The sequence below is a fragment of the Azohydromonas caseinilytica genome, assembly GCF_012927045.1.
Taxonomy (GTDB): Bacteria; Pseudomonadota; Gammaproteobacteria; order Burkholderiales; family Burkholderiaceae_C; genus Azohydromonas; species Azohydromonas caseinilytica.
Window position 1 is genome coordinate 112,901 of record NZ_JABBFW010000001.1, and the last position, 15,932, is coordinate 128,832.

At 70.5% G+C, this 15,932-nt stretch carries 14 protein-coding genes; 12 read left to right on the forward strand and 2 right to left on the reverse strand.

What is annotated here, in order from left to right; all coding sequences use genetic code 11:
- Positions 1–17 precede the first annotated feature (17 nt).
- The 3 genes from gspE (at position 18) to HHL10_RS00600 (ending at position 3,874) form a co-directional block, all read left to right on the forward strand.
- The gene (gene gspE / locus HHL10_RS00590; RefSeq protein ID WP_169158401.1) at positions 18–1,439 is read left to right on the forward strand and encodes a type II secretion system ATPase GspE; all 1,422 of its coding nucleotides are present in this window, start codon (positions 18–20) and stop codon (positions 1,437–1,439) included.
- A gap of 21 nt (positions 1,440–1,460) precedes the next feature.
- A complete protein-coding gene (gene gspF, locus HHL10_RS00595; RefSeq protein ID WP_169158402.1) occupies positions 1,461–2,684 on the forward strand; it encodes a type II secretion system inner membrane protein GspF in 1,224 nt (407 codons plus the stop codon).
- A gap of 185 nt (positions 2,685–2,869) precedes the next feature.
- Entirely contained in the window at positions 2,870–3,874 is a 1,005-nt protein-coding gene (locus HHL10_RS00600) for an AAA family ATPase (protein ID WP_169158403.1), read from the forward strand.
- Positions 3,875–3,909: 35 nt separating this feature from the next.
- Here the strand turns inward: HHL10_RS00600 and ydiK are convergent, their stop codons facing one another.
- Positions 3,910–5,025, reverse strand: coding sequence for an AI-2E family transporter YdiK (gene ydiK, locus HHL10_RS00605; protein WP_235970960.1), 1,116 nt, complete (start codon positions 5,023–5,025; stop codon positions 3,910–3,912).
- A gap of 54 nt (positions 5,026–5,079) precedes the next feature.
- Positions 5,080–5,808 (reverse strand): Crp/Fnr family transcriptional regulator, encoded by a 729-nt coding sequence (locus HHL10_RS00610; RefSeq protein ID WP_169158404.1) that lies wholly within the window; start codon positions 5,806–5,808, stop codon positions 5,080–5,082.
- Here HHL10_RS00610 and HHL10_RS00615 point away from each other — a divergent pair.
- From HHL10_RS00615 to HHL10_RS00655, 9 genes are all read left to right on the forward strand, one after another.
- A complete protein-coding gene (locus HHL10_RS00615) occupies positions 5,807–7,876 on the forward strand; it encodes an AMP-dependent synthetase/ligase (protein ID WP_169158405.1) in 2,070 nt (689 codons plus the stop codon). The genes HHL10_RS00610 and HHL10_RS00615 overlap by 2 nt on opposite strands.
- Complete coding sequence (locus HHL10_RS00620) at positions 7,876–8,736, forward strand: ABC transporter ATP-binding protein (RefSeq protein ID WP_169158406.1); 861 nt, start codon at positions 7,876–7,878, stop codon at positions 8,734–8,736. The genes HHL10_RS00615 and HHL10_RS00620 overlap by 1 nt, the downstream gene beginning before the upstream one ends.
- Before the next feature lie 18 nt (positions 8,737–8,754).
- Positions 8,755–9,684 (forward strand): branched-chain amino acid ABC transporter permease, encoded by a 930-nt coding sequence (locus HHL10_RS00625; protein WP_169158407.1) that lies wholly within the window; start codon positions 8,755–8,757, stop codon positions 9,682–9,684.
- A gap of 19 nt (positions 9,685–9,703) precedes the next feature.
- Positions 9,704–10,765 carry a branched-chain amino acid ABC transporter permease gene (locus tag HHL10_RS00630; protein WP_169158408.1) on the forward strand — a complete coding sequence of 354 codons (1,062 nt, stop codon included), beginning with the start codon at positions 9,704–9,706 and terminating at the stop codon, positions 10,763–10,765.
- A 63-nt stretch (positions 10,766–10,828) separates the two neighbouring features.
- Positions 10,829–12,142: an ABC transporter substrate-binding protein gene (locus HHL10_RS00635; RefSeq protein ID WP_169158409.1), complete on the forward strand. Its 1,314-nt coding sequence runs from the start codon at positions 10,829–10,831 to the stop codon at positions 12,140–12,142.
- A 27-nt stretch (positions 12,143–12,169) separates the two neighbouring features.
- Positions 12,170–13,027 carry an ABC transporter ATP-binding protein gene (locus tag HHL10_RS00640; RefSeq protein WP_169158410.1) on the forward strand — a complete coding sequence of 286 codons (858 nt, stop codon included), beginning with the start codon at positions 12,170–12,172 and terminating at the stop codon, positions 13,025–13,027.
- Positions 13,028–13,067: 40 nt separating this feature from the next.
- Entirely contained in the window at positions 13,068–13,361 is a 294-nt protein-coding gene (locus HHL10_RS00645) for a hypothetical protein (RefSeq protein ID WP_169158411.1), read from the forward strand.
- A complete protein-coding gene (locus HHL10_RS00650) occupies positions 13,354–14,616 on the forward strand; it encodes a phenylacetate--CoA ligase family protein (protein WP_169158412.1) in 1,263 nt (420 codons plus the stop codon). Before HHL10_RS00645 ends, HHL10_RS00650 begins: the two co-directional genes overlap by 8 nt.
- 154 nt (positions 14,617–14,770) lie before the next feature.
- Positions 14,771–15,742 (forward strand): tripartite tricarboxylate transporter substrate-binding protein, encoded by a 972-nt coding sequence (locus HHL10_RS00655; protein WP_169158413.1) that lies wholly within the window; start codon positions 14,771–14,773, stop codon positions 15,740–15,742.
- Positions 15,743–15,932 lie beyond the last annotated feature (190 nt).

Genomic DNA, 15,932 nt, shown 5'->3' on the forward strand with positions numbered 1-15,932 from the left:
CAGTACCGAGGTCCGCCATGGGTCGCTATCCCCTGCCCTACGCCTTTGCCAAGTCCAACGCGCTGCTGCTCGAAAGCGACGGCGGCGGCCAGTTCACGCTGTGGAGCGGCGACACCACGCCGGCCGCGGCGGTGTCGGAGGTGCTGCGCCTGTACGAGGTGAGCAACTTCGAGCGCGAGGCGACGGGGACGCTGTCGCAGCGCATCGCCGCGGCCTATGCCGGCGGCGAGTCCAGCGCCGCGGCGGTGGTGGGCGAGGTGGAGAGCGCGGTGGACCTCAGCCGCATGATGCAGGACCTCCCCGCCGTGGAAGACCTGCTGGAGGCCGCCAACGACGCGCCCATCATCCGCATGCTCAATGCGCTGCTGACGCAGGCGGCCAAGGACGGCGCCAGCGACATCCACATCGAGCCCTACGAGCGCAGCTCCTCGGTGCGTTTCCGCGTGGACGGCACGCTGCGCGAGGTGGTGCAGCCGAATCGCGCGCTGCACGCGGCGCTGATCTCGCGCCTGAAGATCATGGCCGAGCTCGACATCGCCGAGAAACGGCTGCCGCAGGACGGGCGCATCTCGCTGCGCATCGGCGGGCGCGCCATCGACGTGCGCGTCTCCACGCTGCCCAGCGCCCATGGCGAGCGCGCGGTGCTGCGCCTGCTGGACAAGGGCGAGTCCAAGTTCTCGCTGGAAGGCCTGGGCATGAGCGGCGACGTGCTGTCCACCTTCGACCGCCTGGTGCACCAGCCGCACGGCATCGTGCTCGTCACCGGCCCCACCGGCTCGGGCAAGACCACCACGCTCTACGCCTCGCTGGGGCGGCTGGACACGGCCACCACCAACATCCTCACGGTGGAGGACCCGGTGGAATACGAGCTGCCGGGCATCGGCCAGACGCAGGTCAACGCCCGCATCGAGCTGACCTTCGCCAAGGCGCTGCGCGCCATCCTGCGCCAGGACCCGGACGTGATCATGATCGGCGAGATCCGCGACTACGAGACGGCGCAGATCGCGATCCAGGCCTCGCTCACCGGCCACCTGGTGCTGGCCACGCTGCACACCAACGACGCGCCCAGCGCCGTGACGCGCCTGACCGACATGGGCGTGGAGCCCTTCCTGCTCTCCTCCAGCCTGCTGGGCGTGCTGGCGCAGCGCCTGGTGCGCAAGCTGTGCCCGGACTGCAAGCGCCAGGACGACCTGGGCCGCTGGCACCCGGTGGGCTGCCCGGAATGCGGCCACAGCGGCTACCGCGGCCGCACCGGCGTGTACGAGCTGATGGTGGCCGACGAGCAGGTGCGCAGCCTCATTCACGGCCGCGCCCCGGAGGCGCAGATGCGCGCCGCGGCCGAGGCCGCGGGGCTGCGCTCCATGCGCGAGGACGGCGACCGCCTGGTGACCGAGGGCATCACCTCGCCCGAGGAAGTGCTGCGCGTGACGCGGGAGTAAGGAACAAGGGAGTAAGGACGCATGCCCGCCTACCGCTTCGAGGCCCTGGACGCCAACGGCAAGACCAGCACCGGACTGCTGGATGCCGACAACGCGCGCGCGGCGCGGGCCCAGTTGCGCGCCCAGGCGCTGGTGCCGCTGCAGGTGCAGCCCGTGGCCGGCGGCGCCGGCGGCGGGGCCCCCGCGGGCATGGCGCGCTGGCGCGGGCGGGTGTTCGGCAGCACGGCGCTGACGGTATGGACGCGCCAGCTCGCCGGGCTGGTGTCCTCGGGGCTGCCGCTGGAGCGCGCACTCACGGCGCTGGCCGACGAGGCCGAGGACCCGCGCCAGCGCGAGCTGGTGGCGCACCTGCGCAGCGAGGTCAATGCCGGCGCCGCCTTCGCGCGTGCCCTGGGCAGCGCGCCGCGCGAGTTCGACGATGTCTACCGCGCCGTGGTGGCCGCCGGTGAGCAAAGCGGTGCACTGGGCACCGTGCTGGAGCGGCTGGCCGACGACCTGGAGGAGCGCCAGGCGCTGCGCGCGCGGCTCCTGGGCGCGACGCTGTACCCGGCCATCGTGTCGCTGATCGCGGTGGTGATCGTGGTGTTCCTCGTCACCTACGTGGTGCCGCAGGTGGCCTCGGTCTTCACCAGCTCCAAGCGCGCGCTGCCGGCGCTCACGGTGGCCATGCTGGCCATCAGCGATTTCACGCGCCACTGGGGCTGGCTGGTGCTGGCGCTGCTGGTGGCCGGCGGCGGCGGCCTGATGCTGGCGCTGCGCAACCCGGGGTTCCGGGAACGCTTCGACGCCGGCTGGCTGCGCCTGCCGCTGCTGGGGCGGCTCGCGCGCGGCTACAACGCGGCGCGCTTCGCCGGCACGCTGGCGATGCTGGCCGGCGCGGGCGTGCCCATCCTCAAGGCGCTGCAGGCGGCGGCCGAGACGCTGTCCAACCAGGCCATGCGCGCCGACGCGCTAGACGCGCTGGTGCAGGTGCGCGAGGGCGCCCCGCTGGCGCTGGCGCTGGCGGCCAAGAAGCGCTTTCCGGGCCTGCTGCCGATGTTCGCGCGCCTGGGCGAGCAGACCGGCGAGCTGCCGCAGATGCTCAGCCGCGCCGCCGCGCAGCTCGGCGCGGAGGTGCAGCGCCGCGCGCTGGCGCTGGCCACCATCCTGGAGCCGCTGCTGATCGTGGGCATGGGCGGCGTCGTCATGCTCATCGTGCTGGCGGTGCTGCTGCCCATCATCCAGCTCAACACCTGGGTGAAGTGAGGCCCGGCCGCAGCGCGGAATGGGTCATTGGTCACACCGCTGGCGCCCAGACGCGCACGCGGCTCACACAGCGGGCCTGCCTCTTGCTTAAATCGGGTTGAAACAAGGCGTCGCGGCACGATCCTTTCGCGCTGGATGGTGGCAGGTGTGGACCGCGCGCCCGGCAAGCGCAAGGAGGTGTGTTCATGGCTTCCCCGTCGACCGATCTCGTTCCCTCGCCCGCGCCCGGTGGCATTCCCATTGCCAGCCTGCGCAGCCTCTACCGCGTCGAAGAGGTGGAGCGCCGGCTGACCAAGCTGCCCCCGCGCGAGCACGAGCAGCTGCGCAGCACCTACGAGCGCATGCTCGAAAAAGGGCCGGAGCGCTTCCAGGTGAAGCCCTCGGGGCTGCCGGCCATGCAGCATCTCTACGACGAGCTGCCCAACTTCCGCGAGGTGCTCGACGACGTGCGGCGCCAGCTGGCGCTGTGCCACGACAGCCGCGACGCGCTGGAGATCACGCCCATGCTGCTGCTGGGCCCGCCGGGTATCGGCAAGACGCACTTCGCGCGCGCGGTGTCGCAGCTGCTGGCCACGGGGCTGGGCTTCATCTCGATGAGCTCCCTCACCGCAGGCTGGGTCCTGAGCGGCGCGTCGAGCCAGTGGAAAGGCGCGCGCCCCGGCAAGGTGTTCGAGACGCTGGTGGACGGCGCCTACGCCAACCCGGTGATGGTGGTGGACGAGATCGACAAGGCGCGCGCTGAAGCAGCCTACGACCCGCTGGGCGCGCTCTACGCCCTGCTGGAGCACGACACCGCGCACAGCTTCACCGACGAGTTCGCCGAGGTGCCCATCGACGCCAGCCAGGTGATCTGGATCGCCACGGCCAACGACGAGCGCTGCATCCCCGAGCCGATCCTCAACCGCATGAACGTGTACGAGGTGCAGTCGCCCGACCACGAGGCCGCGCGCAGCATCGCGCTGCGCCTGTACACCGGCATCCGCGCCGCGCACGACTGGGGCCGGCACTTCGACCCGGAGCCGCTGGAGGAGGTGCTGGAGCGGCTGGCCGGCCTGGCCCCGCGCGAGATGCGCCGCACCTGGATGACGGCCTTCGGCAACGCGCGCCTGGCCGGGCGCGAGCGCATCGAGCCGGCGGACCTGCCCGGCGCGGCGCCCAAGCGCGCGCCCATCGGCTTCGTGGCGCAGTAGCCGCCGGCGCGTCCGCCGCCGCCCGCGCGCCGCGCTCAGGCGGCGGGCGGTGGCGGCGCGGCAGCGTCCGGCGCCTGCCGGGCCCAGGCGTCCAGCAGCGTGTAGGCCACCGCCAGCACCACCGGGCCGATGAAGATGCCCACCAGCCCGAAGGCCAGCAGCCCGCCCACCACGCCGGTGAAGATCAGCAGCAGCGGCAGGTCCGCGCCCATGCGGATGAGCACCGGGCGCACCACGTTGTCCATGGTCGTGGCCACCAGCGACCACACCAGCAGGAACACGCCCCAGCCGGTGGCGCCGTTCCAGAACACCCAGACGGTGGCCGGCAGCAGCACCGGCAGCGCGCCGAGCTGCGCGATGCACAGCATGAACATCAGCAGCGTCAGCAGCCCGGCCAGGGGCACGCCGGCCAGGCCCAGGCCGATGCCGGCGAACAGCGCCTGCAACAGTGCCGTCAGCCCCACGCCCAGCGCCACGCCGCGGATGGCCTGGCCGGCCAGGTCCACCACCGACTCGCCCTGCGCGCCGCCCAGGCGCCGGGCGAACCGCCGCAGCGCCGCGGCCCAGCGCTCGCCGGTGGCGTACATCACCGCCGCCAGCACCGTGGTCACCAGGAACTGCAGCAACAAGCGGCCCACGCTGCCCACTTCCAGCAGCAGCCAGCGCGTGACGTTGCCGGCATAGGGCGTGAGCATGGCCAGCAGGCCGCCCGCGCCCAGCGACAGCGCCTGCTCCCAGGCCCGCACCAGGTGCGGACCGACGAACGGCAGCCCGGCCAGCCAAGCCGGTGGCGTGGGCGGCGGGCGCCAGGCGGTGAGTGCGCGCAGCGCCTCGCCGATCTGGTCGATGTGGGCCACCAGCGCACCCACCGCCAGCGTCAGCGGCAGTACCAGCAGCAGCACCAGCAGCAGCGTCATCACCGTCACCGCCAGCCAGCGCCGCCCCCACAGCCGCCGCTGCAGGCGCAGCAGCAGCGGCCAGGTGGACACGACCAGCATCGCCGCCCAGATCCCCGGGCCGATGAAGGGCTGCAGTATCCACAGCGAGCCCACGATCAGCAGTGCGATGAACAGCACGCCGAGCGTGGTACGGGGCAGGTCGGGCGAGGACAGTGGCATCTCGGGAGCGCGGCAGGTGGCAGGCGCTGGCATGCTACCCAGCCCAGCCCAGCCCAGCCCAGCCGGCCGGCCCGGACGCGGCCGAACTCAGGCCACCGGCCCGTAGCTGCGCAGCTTCTCCAGCGCCAGCACGCGCACGCCGCCGTACTCGATGCGGATCACGCCCGCGGCCTGCATGCTGCGCAGCGCGCGATTGACGCGCTGGCGCGACAGGCCCACCAGGTAGGCCAGCTCCTGCTGCGTGATGCGCAGCAGCTCGCCCACGCCGGGATAGAGCACCGGGTGGAACAGCGCGGCCAGGCTGCGCGCCACGCGCGCGTCGGGCTGCGACAGGCGGTCGATGTCGCGCGCGGCGATGAACTGGCCCAGCCGCTCGTTGAGCTGCTGCATCAGGAAGCGGTTGAAGGCGATGCTGCTCTCCAGCAGCTGGTCGAAGCAGTCCAGCGGCAGCCCGGCGATGACGCTGCGCCGCAGCGCCTGCACGTTGAAGCGGTAGCCCTCGCGCTTGAGCGCCGTGCCCTCGCCGAACCAGCCGCCGGGGGGCACGCCCATGTAGGTCACGGTCGAGCCCTGCGCGCTGTCGTTGCCCACCTTGAGCAGCCCGTCGATGACACCGAACCAGTAGACCGGGGGCCGCCCCACGCGGCACAGCAGCTCGCCGGGCTCGACCTCCACCACGCGCAGCGATGCCAGCGCCCGCTCGCGCGCCGCCGGCTCCAGCCGCTCCAGCCAGGGAATGCGTTGCAGCTCCTGCGGGCTCGGTGCGCGCGAGCGCGACAGCAACGGCGCGGAAGGCGTCAGATCGCGGAGGACCATGAGGGAAACCCCTTTGGGGATAGACCCGGAGATTGTCGCCGTCGCGACAACCTGGCGTCAAAGCAGCGCCCAGAATTCGTGCACTTCGCAACCAGAGGGGTTGCCAAGCTGCCGTCAGGAGACGCCGTTGACGACCTTTCCACACCTGCTGCTCGAACATGCCGCCCAGCGTCCGCAGGCCGCCGCGCTGCGTGAAAAAGACCTGGGGATCTGGCAGACCTTGAACTGGGCCGATCTCGCGCAATTGGTGCGCGCCCTCGCCCATGGCCTGGCCGCCGCCGGCCTGCAGCGCGGCGAGCATGTGGCCGTGGTGGGCGAGAACCGGCCGCGCCTGTACGCCACGATGCTGGCGGTGCAGTCGCTGGGCGCGGTGCCCGTGCCGCTGTACCAGGACGCGGTGGCCGCCGAGTGCGTGTTCCCGCTGCGCAATGCCGAGGTGCGCTTCGTCGTGGCCGAGGACCAGGAGCAGATCGACAAGTTCCTGGAGATCCGGCCACAGTGCCCGCTGCTGCAGCGGCTCTGGTACGACGACCCGCGCGGGCTGCGCAATTACCGCGAGCCGGGCCTGGCCTCGCTGGACGCGCTCATCGAGCAGGGCCGCGCGCACGCGCAGCTGCACCCGAGCTTCTTCGAAAGCGCGGTGGCGCAGCTCCAGGGCAGCGACGTGGCGGCGATGTTCTACACCTCGGGCACCACCGGCACGCCCAAGGGCGTGGTGCACACCCATGCCTCGCTGCTGGACCGCGCGCAGGCCGGCGCCCGCTTCGACAAGCTCACGGACGGCGAGGAGGTGCTGGCCTACCTGCCCCCGGCGTGGATCGGCCAGAACATCTTCAGCTACGCCCAGTGGCTGGCCTGCGGGTACGTGGTCAACTGCCCGGAGTCGGCCGCCACGGTGTCCATCGACCTCAAGGAGATCGGCCCCACCTACTACTTCGCGCCGCCGCGGGTGTTCGAGGGCCTGCTCACCAGCGTCATGGTGCGCATGGAGGACGCGGGCAAGCTCAAGCGCTGGATGTTCGAGCGCTGCATGGCGCTGGCGCGCCGCGTCGGCCCGGCGCGCATGGACGGCAAGCCGCTGTCGCTGCTGGACCGGCTGGCGTGGAAGCTGGGCGACCTGTGCGTGTACGGGCCGCTGCGCAACCAGCTGGGCATGTCGCGGGTGCGCGTGGCCTACACCGCGGGCGAGGCCATCGGGCCGGACCTGTTCAGCTTCTACCGCGCCATCGGCATCAACCTCAAGCAGCTCTACGGCTCCACCGAGACGGCGGTGTTCGTGTGCCTGCAGCCCGACCACGAGGCCAAGTCCGACACGGTGGGCGTGCCCATCGAGGGCGTGCAGCTCAAGATCGCCTCGGACGGCGAGGTGCTGGTGAAGTCGCCGGGACTGCTGCAAGGTTACTTCCGCAACCCGCAGGCCACGGCCGAGGCGCTGCAGGACGGCTGGTTCCGCACCGGCGACGCCGGCTTCCTGGACGCCGGCGGCCACCTCAAGATCATCGACCGCGCCAAGGACGTGGGGCGCCTCAAGGGCGGCGACTTCGACGGCGCCCTGTTCGCGCCCAAGTACGTGGAGAACAAGCTCAAGTTCTTCCCGTTCGTGAAGGAGGCGGTGGCCTTCGGCGACGGGCGCCAGCAGGTGTGCGCCTTCGTCAACATCGACATGGACGCCGTGGGCCACTGGGCCGAGCGGCGCAACGTGCCCTACACCGGCTACACCGACCTCGCCGCCAAGCCGCAGGTGCTGGAGCTCATTGGCAGCTGCGTGGAGCAGGTCAATGCCGACCTCGCGCGCGACGAGCAGCTCGCGGGCTGCCAGGTGCACCGCTTCCTGGTGCTGCACAAGGAGCTCGATGCCGACGACGGCGAGCTCACCCGCACGCGCAAGGTGCGCCGCGGCTTCATCGCCGAGCGCTACGCGCCGCTGGTGGATGCGCTCTACGAGGGGCGCGAGAGCCAGTACATCGAAACCCCGGTCAAGTTCGAGGACGGGCGCAGCGGCGTGGTCAGCGCCACGCTGCGCATCGCCGACGCCAAGACCTACCCCGTCGTGCGGAGGGCCGCTTGATGAACGCCATCGTCAGCTCCGAGCTGCTTGCCATTCCCCAGGCCGCCCAGCCGGCACCGCTGGATGCGGCCACGGCGCCGGGCAAGCGCATCGGCGACGTGATCCTGGAGGTGAAGAACATCAGCCTGCGCTTCGGCGGCGTGAAGGCGCTCACCGACATCAGCTTCGACGTGCGCGAGCACGAGATCCGCTCGATCATCGGCCCCAACGGTGCGGGCAAGAGCTCGATGCTCAACTGCATCAACGGCGTGTACCAGCCGCAGGAAGGCGCCATCACGCTGCGCGGCAGGAGCTTCAGGCACATGAACCCGCGCCAGGTGGCCGAGGCCGGCGTGGCGCGCACCTTCCAGAACCTGGCCCTGTTCAAGGGCATGAGCGTGCTGGACAACATCATGGCCGGGCGCAACCTGCGCATGAAGAGCAACATCTTCCAGCAGGCGCTGCGGCTGGGGCCGGCGCTGCGCGAGGAGATCGAGCAGCGCGAGGTGGTGGAGCGCATCATCGACTTCCTGGAGATCCAGCCCTGGCGCAAGACGCCGGTGGGGCGCCTGCCCTACGGGCTGCAAAAGCGCGTGGACCTGGGCCGCGCGCTGGCCATGGAGCCCTCGCTGCTGCTGCTCGACGAGCCCATGGCCGGCATGAACGTGGAGGAGAAGCAGGACATGTGCCGCTTCATCCTCGACGTCAACGACGAGTTCGGCACCACCATCGTGCTGATCGAGCACGACATGGGCGTGGTGATGGACATCTCCGACCGCGTGGTGGTGCTCGACTACGGCAAGAAGATCGGTGACGGCGCACCCGACGAGGTGCGCACCAACCCCGACGTCATCAGCGCCTACCTGGGCGCGGCGCACTGACCGCACGAGGCAACACTCATGGGCTTCTTCCTCGAAACGCTGATCGGCGGCCTGATGGTGGGCATGCTGTATTCGCTGGTGGCGCTGGGCTTCGTGCTCATCTTCAAGGCCAGCGGCGTCTTCAACTTCGCGCAGGGCGCGATGGTGCTGTTCGCGGCGCTGGCCATGGCGCGCTTCTCTGAATGGCTGCCGCAGTGGCTCAACATCGAGAGCCAGCTCGTTGCCAACGTGCTGGCCGGGCTGTGCGCGGCGGCGCTGATGGTGATCGTGGCCTGGATGGTCGAGCGCTTCGTGCTGGGCAAGCTCGTCAACCAGGAGGGCATCACGCTGCTGATGGCCACGCTGGGCATCGCCTACCTGATGGACGGCACGGGCCAGCTGCTGTTCGGCAGCGCGACTTACAAGATCGACGTGGGCATGCCCAAGGACCCGCTGTTCGTGCTGGACGGCGTGTTCCCGGGTGGCCTGCTGATCAACCAGGAGGACCTGGCCGCCGCCGGAGTGGCGGCGCTGCTGGTGGCGGTGCTGTCCCTCTTCTTCCAGAAGACGGGCACCGGGCGCGCGCTGCGCGCGGTGGCCGACGACCACCAGGCGGCGCAGTCCATCGGCATCCCGCTGTCGCGCATCTGGGTCATCGTCTGGTCCATCGCCGGCGCCGTGGCGCTGGTGGCCGCGATCATCTGGGGCTCCAAGCTGGGCGTGCAGTACTCGATCTCGCTGGTGGCCTTCAAGGCCTTCCCGGTGGTGATCCTGGGCGGACTCACCTCGGTGCCGGGCGCCATCATCGGCGGGCTGATCATCGGCGCGGGCGAGAAGCTCTCGGAGATCTACATCGGCCCGCTGCTGGGCGGCGGCATCGAGAACTGGTTCGCCTACGTGCTGGCGCTGGGCTTCCTGCTGGTGCGTCCGCAGGGCCTGTTCGGCGATCGCATCATCGACCGCGTCTGAGCGCGAGGGAGACAAGAACATGCTGTACCGTGAGAACGGCCAGTTCAAGCAGAGCTACGCGGCCGACCTGCAGATCTTTCCGGTGCTGCAGGACCGCGTGGCGGTGCTGGCGCTGCTGGGCTGCGCCGTGCTGCTGCCCTTCGTGGCCAGCGACTACCTGCTGCGCGCGGTCCTCATCCCGTTCCTGATCCTGTCGCTGGCGGCGCTGGGCCTGAACATCCTGGTGGGCTACTGCGGGCAGATCTCGCTGGGCACGGGCGCGTTCATGGCCATCGGCGCCTACGCGGCCTACAACCTGCACGTGCGCATCCCGGGCATGCCGCTGCTGCTGTCGCTCATCGGCGGCGGGCTGGCGGCCACGGTGTTCGGCGTGGCGTTCGGCATCCCCAGCCTGCGCATCCGCGGCCTCTACCTGGCAGTGGCGACGCTGGCGGCGCAGTTCTTCACCGACTGGTTCACCAACCGCGTCAAGTGGGTCACCAACGACTCGCCCTCGGGCTCGGTGAGCGTGGGCGACCTGTCGCTGTTCGGCATCGGGCTGAACACGCCGGCGCAGCGCTACCTGCTGTGCCTGGTGGTGGTGGTGGTGTTCGCGCTGATGGCCAAGAACCTGGTGCGCGGCGCCATCGGGCGGCAGTGGATGGCCATGCGCGACATGGACGTGGCCGCCGCCGTGATCGGCATCCGCCCGGTGTACGCCAAGCTCAGCGCCTTCGCGGTGAGCTCCTTCATCGTCGGCGTGGCCGGCGCGCTGTGGGGCTTCGTGCACCTGGGCAGTTGGGAGCCGGCGGCCTTCGGCCTGGAGCGCTCGCTGCAGCTGCTGTTCATGGTCATCATCGGCGGCCTGGGCTCGATCTCCGGCGCCTTCCTGGGCGCGGCCTTCATCGTGATGCTGCCGCTGCTGCTGAACTACGTGCCGCACTGGCTGGGCCTGCCCCTGTCCACCGGCACCGCCTCGCACCTGGAGCACATGATCTTCGGCGCGCTGATCGTGTTCTTCCTCATCGTCGAGCCGCACGGCCTGGCGCGGCTGTGGCTCACCGCGCGCGAGAAGCTGCGCATGTGGCCCTTCCCGCACTGACGCGACCCGATTGCCCCCGCAACCGCTTCCCTGCCCCCACACATCAAGACAAGGAGACACCGCATGAAGCTCAAGTCCCTGACGCTGGCCGCCGCCCTGGCCGCCGCCGTGCTGTCCGCCCCGCTGTCCGCGGCCGCCGCCCCGGCCGACCAGGGCGAGCAGTTCATCCCGCTGCTGGTCTACCGCACCGGCCAGTTCGCGCCGCTGGGCATTCCCTGGGCCGACGGCAAGCAGGACTACCTCAAGCTCGTCAACGCGCGCGACGGCGGCGTCAACGGCGTGAAGCTGGTGTTCGAGGAGTGCGAGACGGCCTACGACGCGGCCAAGGGCGTGGAGTGCTACGAGCGGCTCAAGGGCAAGGGCAGCGGCGCCTCGGGCTTCGACCCGCAGTCCACCGGCATCACCTTCGCCGTCACCGACAAGGCCTTCAACGACAAGGTCTCCATCGAGACGCTGGGCTACGGCCTGTCCTCCTCGGCCGACGGCACGGTGTTCGAGTGGAACTTCCCGCTGCTGGGCACCTACTGGACGGCCGCCGACGTGATGCTGCAGGACATCGCCAAGAAGAGCGGCGGGCTCAAGGGCAAGAAGATCGCCCTGGTCTACCACGACTCGCCCTACGGCAAGGAGCCCATCCCGCTGCTGCAAAAGCGCGCCGAGCGCGACGGCTTCACCCTGGCGACCTTCCCCGTGACGCCGCCGGGCGTGGAGCAGAAGTCCACCTGGCTGCAGATCCGCCAGCAGCGCCCGGACTACGTGCTGTTCTGGTCCGCGGGCGTGATGACGCCGGCGGGCATCCGCGAGGCGCAGGCCAGCGGCTATCCGCGCGACAAGATCTACTCGATCTGGTGGGCCGGCTCCGACCATGACGTCAAGGACCTGGGCGACGCCGCCAAGGGCTACAACACGCTGACCATCCACAACAGCGCCGCGCGCGACCGCGTGCACGACGACCTCAAGAAGTTCGTCTACGACAAGGGCCAGGGCGCGCCCGGCGGCCAGGTCGGCACCATGGCGCACACGCGCGGGATGATGATCGCCATGCTGCAGGTGGAGGCCATCCGCACCGCGCAGGAGAAGTTCGGCAAGGGCAAGGTCATGACGCCCGAGCAGGTGCGCTGGGGCTTCGAAAACCTCAACCTCACGGCCGAGCGGCTCAAGACGCTGGGCTTCGCCGAGGTCATGCGCCCAGTGCAGACCAGCTGCCAGAACCACATGGGCACCGACTGGGCCCGCGTGGCGCAGTGGGACGGAGCCAAGTGGAAGGTCACCAGCGACTGGTACCAGGCCGACAAGTCGCTGATCGACCCGCTGGTCAAGGAAGGCGCGGCCAAGTACGCCAAGGACAAGGGCCTCAAGGTCCGCAGCTGCAGCTGAAGCCACACGCAGAAAGGAAGCGCGCCCATGCATACCGCTGCTGTCGCAACCGCACAGCCCGCCGCCGCCGGCGGCGCGGACAAGAAGCCGCTGCTGGACGTCAACGGCATCGAGGTCATCTACAACCAGGTGATCCTGGTGCTCAAGGGCGTCTCGCTGCGCGTGGACGAGGGAGCGATCGTGGCGCTGCTGGGCGCCAACGGCGCGGGCAAGACCACCACGCTGCGCGCCGTCTCCAATTTGCTGCGCGGCGAGCGCGGCGAGGTCACCAAGGGCGCCATCACGCTGCGCGAGCAGCGCATCGAGGCGCTCTCGCCCGCGGCGCTGGTGCAGCGCGGCGTGGTGCAGGTGATGGAGGGCCGGCACTGCTTCGCGCACCTGAGCATCGAGGAGAACCTGCTCACCGGCGCCTACACGCGCACCGACGGCAAGGCCGCCATCGCGCGCACGCTGGAGAAGGTCTACGACTACTTCCCGAGGCTGAAGACGCGGCGCCACTCGCAGGCGGCCTACACCTCCGGCGGCGAGCAGCAGATGTGCGCCATCGGGCGCGCGCTGATGTCCGAGCCGCGCATGGTGCTGCTTGACGAGCCCTCGATGGGCCTGGCGCCGCAGATCGTGGAGGAGGTGTTCTCCATCGTGCGCGACCTCAACCGGCGCGAGGGCGTGAGCTTCCTGCTGGCCGAGCAGAACACGCACATGGCCCTGACCTATGCCGACCATGGCTACATCCTGGAGAACGGCCGGGTCGTGATGGACGGACCCGCCGCCGCGCTGCGCGAGAACGAGGACGTCAAGGAGTTCTACCTCGGCATGGGCGGCGGCGACCGCAAGAGTTTCAAGGACGTCAAGAGCTACAAGCGCCGCAAGCGCTGGCTGGCCTGACCACGCCCGGGCCCGCGGGTCGGCCCGGACAGGAGCTTTCATGAGCGACGATTTCTTTGCCCCGCCGCCCTTCAAGCCGGACGAGGCGCTGCAGCGCCTGCAACGCGAGTTGCGCGCGCTGGGCCTCACCGAGCGCGAAGGGCGCTTTGAGCGCCGCGGCCAGCCCATCGCCCGCGTGGCGCTGGACGGCGCGGAACTGAAGGCGGCACGCGTGCGGCAGCCGGCCCGCACGCCGCAATGGCAGGAACGCGTGATCAAAGACAGCGCGGCGCTGCGCGACTTCGTCGCCGAATTGAAGCGCGAGCTCGCACGCTGGGGAGACCGTGATGAGTGATTTCTACGACGCGCTGGAGACGCGCGATCCGGCCGCACGCGAGGCGGCGCTGATGGCGGCGCTGCCCGGCGTGGTGGCGCAGGCCCAGGCCCACAGCAGCGCCGCGGCCGAGCTGCTGGCGGGCGTGGACCCGCGCGAGGTGAGCAGCCGCGAGGCGCTGGCGCGGCTGCCGGTGCTGCGCAAGTCCGAGCTGCTGCAGCGCCAGCGCGAGCGCCGGCATGGCGACCCCTTCGGCGGCTTCTCCGCCATCGGCTGGACCGGGCTGCCGCGCCCGCGCGGCGCGCGGCGCGTGTTCCAGTCGCCCGGGCCGCTGTACGAGCCCGAGGGCACGGCGCCCGACTGGTGGCGCACGGCGCGCGCGCTGTACGCCGCGGGCTTCCGCAGCGGCGACCTGCTGCACAACAGCTTCAGCTACCACCTCACGCCGGCCGGCTCGATTATGGAATGCGGCGCCCATGCGCTGGGCTGCGCGGTGTTTGCCGGCGGCGTGGGCAATACCGAGCTGCAGCTGCAGGCCATCGCCGAGCTGCGGCCGCAGGGCTACGTGGGCACGCCCAGCTTCCTGAAGATCCTGCTGGAGCGCGCGGCCGAGCAGGACCTGCCGCTGCCGGGCTTCGGCAAGGCCCTGGTCAGCGGCGAGGCCTGCCCGCCCTCGCTGCAGGCCTTCTTCGCCGGGCGCGGCGTGCAGGCCTACCAGTGCTACGCCACGGCCGACCTGGGCCTCATCGCCTACGAGACCCCGGCGCGCCAGGGCCTGGTGGTGGACGAGGGCGTGATCGTGGAGATCGTGCAACCCGGCACGGGCGAGCCGGTGGCCGAGGGCGAGATCGGCGAGGTGGTGGTGACCACGCTCAACCCGGACTACCCGCTCATCCGCTTCGGCACCGGCGACCTCTCGGCGGTGCTGCCCGGGCGCTGCCCCAGCGGGCGCAGCAACGTGCGGCTGCGCGGCTGGCTGGGCCGCGCCGACCAGGCCACCAAGGTGCGCGGCATGTTCGTGCACCCGGGGCAGCTGGCGCAGCTGGCGCAGCGCCACCCAGGGCTGGGGCGGTTGCGCCTGGTGGTCAGCGGCGAGCCGGCGGCCGAGCGGCTGCTGCTGCGCGCCGAGGCCCAGGAACAGGGTGAAGGCCTGGCGCAGCAGCTGGCGGCGAGCGTGCGCGAAGTCACGAAACTGCGCGCGGAGGTGGAACTTTGTGCGCCGGGCAGCCTTCCCAACGACGGCAAGGTCATCGAGGACGGCCGCCGCTACGACTGACGCCGGATAGTGGGTTTCCCTGGCAACGGGTTGGCAGTGGCGGCCGTTACGATGCGCGGCTCTCAAGTGGACGCCCCAGCGGCCGATACGCAGAGCCGGACCGCACCCGCTGCCCGCCGCGACGGTGCGCCACCCCACTCCTGAGGTAGTCACAATGAAGAAGTTCCTGTTCGCCACCGTGGCGCTCGCTGCCGCTTCGGCCGCCCTGGCGCAGCAGTACCCGTCGAAGCCTGTCACGATCATCGTGCCCTTCTCCGCCGGCGGACCCACCGACAAGGTGGCGCGCGATCTGGCCGAGGCGCTGCGCGGGCCGCTCAAGTCCACGATCGTGATCGAGAACGTGGCCGGCGCCGGCGGCACGCTGGGCGCGGCCAAGGTGGCCAAGGCCGCGCCGGACGGCCATACGCTGCTGCTGCACCACATCGGCATGGCGACCTCCCCGGCGCTGTACCGCAACCTCACCTTCAAGCCGGTGGAGGACTTCGAGTACCTGGGCCTGGTCAACGAGGTGCCGATGACCATCGTCGGCAAGCCCGGCCTGCCCGCCAACAACTGGGCCGAGCTGCAGAAGTGGCTGCAGGCCAACCAGGGCAAGGTCAACCTGGCCCACGCCGGCCTGGGCGCGGCCTCGCACCTGTGCGGGCTGCTGTTCCAGCAGAGCCTGAAGATGGAAATGACCACCGTGCCCTACAAGGGCACCGGCCCGGCCATGACCGACCTCATGGGCGGCCAGGTGGACCTGATGTGCGACCAGACCACCAACACCTCGGCGCAGATCGCCAGCGGCAAGGTCAAGGCCTACGCCGTCACCACGCTCAAGCCGCTGGCCACCCCGGCGCTGTCCAAGCTGCCCACGCTGGACGCCTCGGGCCTCAAGGGCTTCAACGTGACGATCTGGCACGGCCTGTACGCGCCCAAGGGCACGCCCAAGGCCGTGGTGGACCAGGTCAACGCCGCGCTCAAGACCGCGCTCAAGGACCCGGGCTTCATCAAGCGCGAGGAGGAGCTCGGCGCCGTCGTGACCGCCGACGCCCGCGTCAACCCCGCCGAGCACAAGAAGTTCGTGGAAGGCGAGATCGCCAAGTGGACCCCGGTCATCAAGGCCGCGGGGCAGTACGCGGACTGAACTCCCCACACCCACCCATTGAAAAGTCGCCCGAGGGCGGCTTTTTGCTGCGCCATTCCGGCATAGCCGGCTTTCCGGCGAATTTGGAAACGGCTTTGCGCAGCGCGCTGGAAATAAGGAAAACGCTATTGTCCAGAATATCCGAACAATCACCGCAATATATGGGGAGATTATTCAGAAATTCTGGCAA

Coding starts and splice junctions, on each gene's coding strand:
- gspE (WP_169158401.1), top strand. CDS start 18: ATGGGTCGCTATCCCCTGCCCTACGCCTTTGCCAAGTCCAACGCGCTG.
- gspF (WP_169158402.1), top strand. CDS start 1,461: ATGCCCGCCTACCGCTTCGAGGCCCTGGACGCCAACGGCAAGACCAGC.
- ydiK (WP_235970960.1), bottom strand. CDS start 5,025: ATGCCAGCGCCTGCCACCTGCCGCGCTCCCGAGATGCCACTGTCCTCG.
- HHL10_RS00650 (WP_169158412.1), top strand. CDS start 13,354: ATGAGTGATTTCTACGACGCGCTGGAGACGCGCGATCCGGCCGCACGC.
- HHL10_RS00620 (WP_169158406.1), top strand. CDS start 7,876: ATGAACGCCATCGTCAGCTCCGAGCTGCTTGCCATTCCCCAGGCCGCC.
- HHL10_RS00630 (WP_169158408.1), top strand. CDS start 9,704: ATGCTGTACCGTGAGAACGGCCAGTTCAAGCAGAGCTACGCGGCCGAC.
- HHL10_RS00655 (WP_169158413.1), top strand. CDS start 14,771: ATGAAGAAGTTCCTGTTCGCCACCGTGGCGCTCGCTGCCGCTTCGGCC.
- HHL10_RS00645 (WP_169158411.1), top strand. CDS start 13,068: ATGAGCGACGATTTCTTTGCCCCGCCGCCCTTCAAGCCGGACGAGGCG.
- HHL10_RS00615 (WP_169158405.1), top strand. CDS start 5,807: ATGAGGGAAACCCCTTTGGGGATAGACCCGGAGATTGTCGCCGTCGCG.
- HHL10_RS00640 (WP_169158410.1), top strand. CDS start 12,170: ATGCATACCGCTGCTGTCGCAACCGCACAGCCCGCCGCCGCCGGCGGC.
- HHL10_RS00625 (WP_169158407.1), top strand. CDS start 8,755: ATGGGCTTCTTCCTCGAAACGCTGATCGGCGGCCTGATGGTGGGCATG.
- HHL10_RS00635 (WP_169158409.1), top strand. CDS start 10,829: ATGAAGCTCAAGTCCCTGACGCTGGCCGCCGCCCTGGCCGCCGCCGTG.
- HHL10_RS00610 (WP_169158404.1), bottom strand. CDS start 5,808: ATGGTCCTCCGCGATCTGACGCCTTCCGCGCCGTTGCTGTCGCGCTCG.
- HHL10_RS00600 (WP_169158403.1), top strand. CDS start 2,870: ATGGCTTCCCCGTCGACCGATCTCGTTCCCTCGCCCGCGCCCGGTGGC.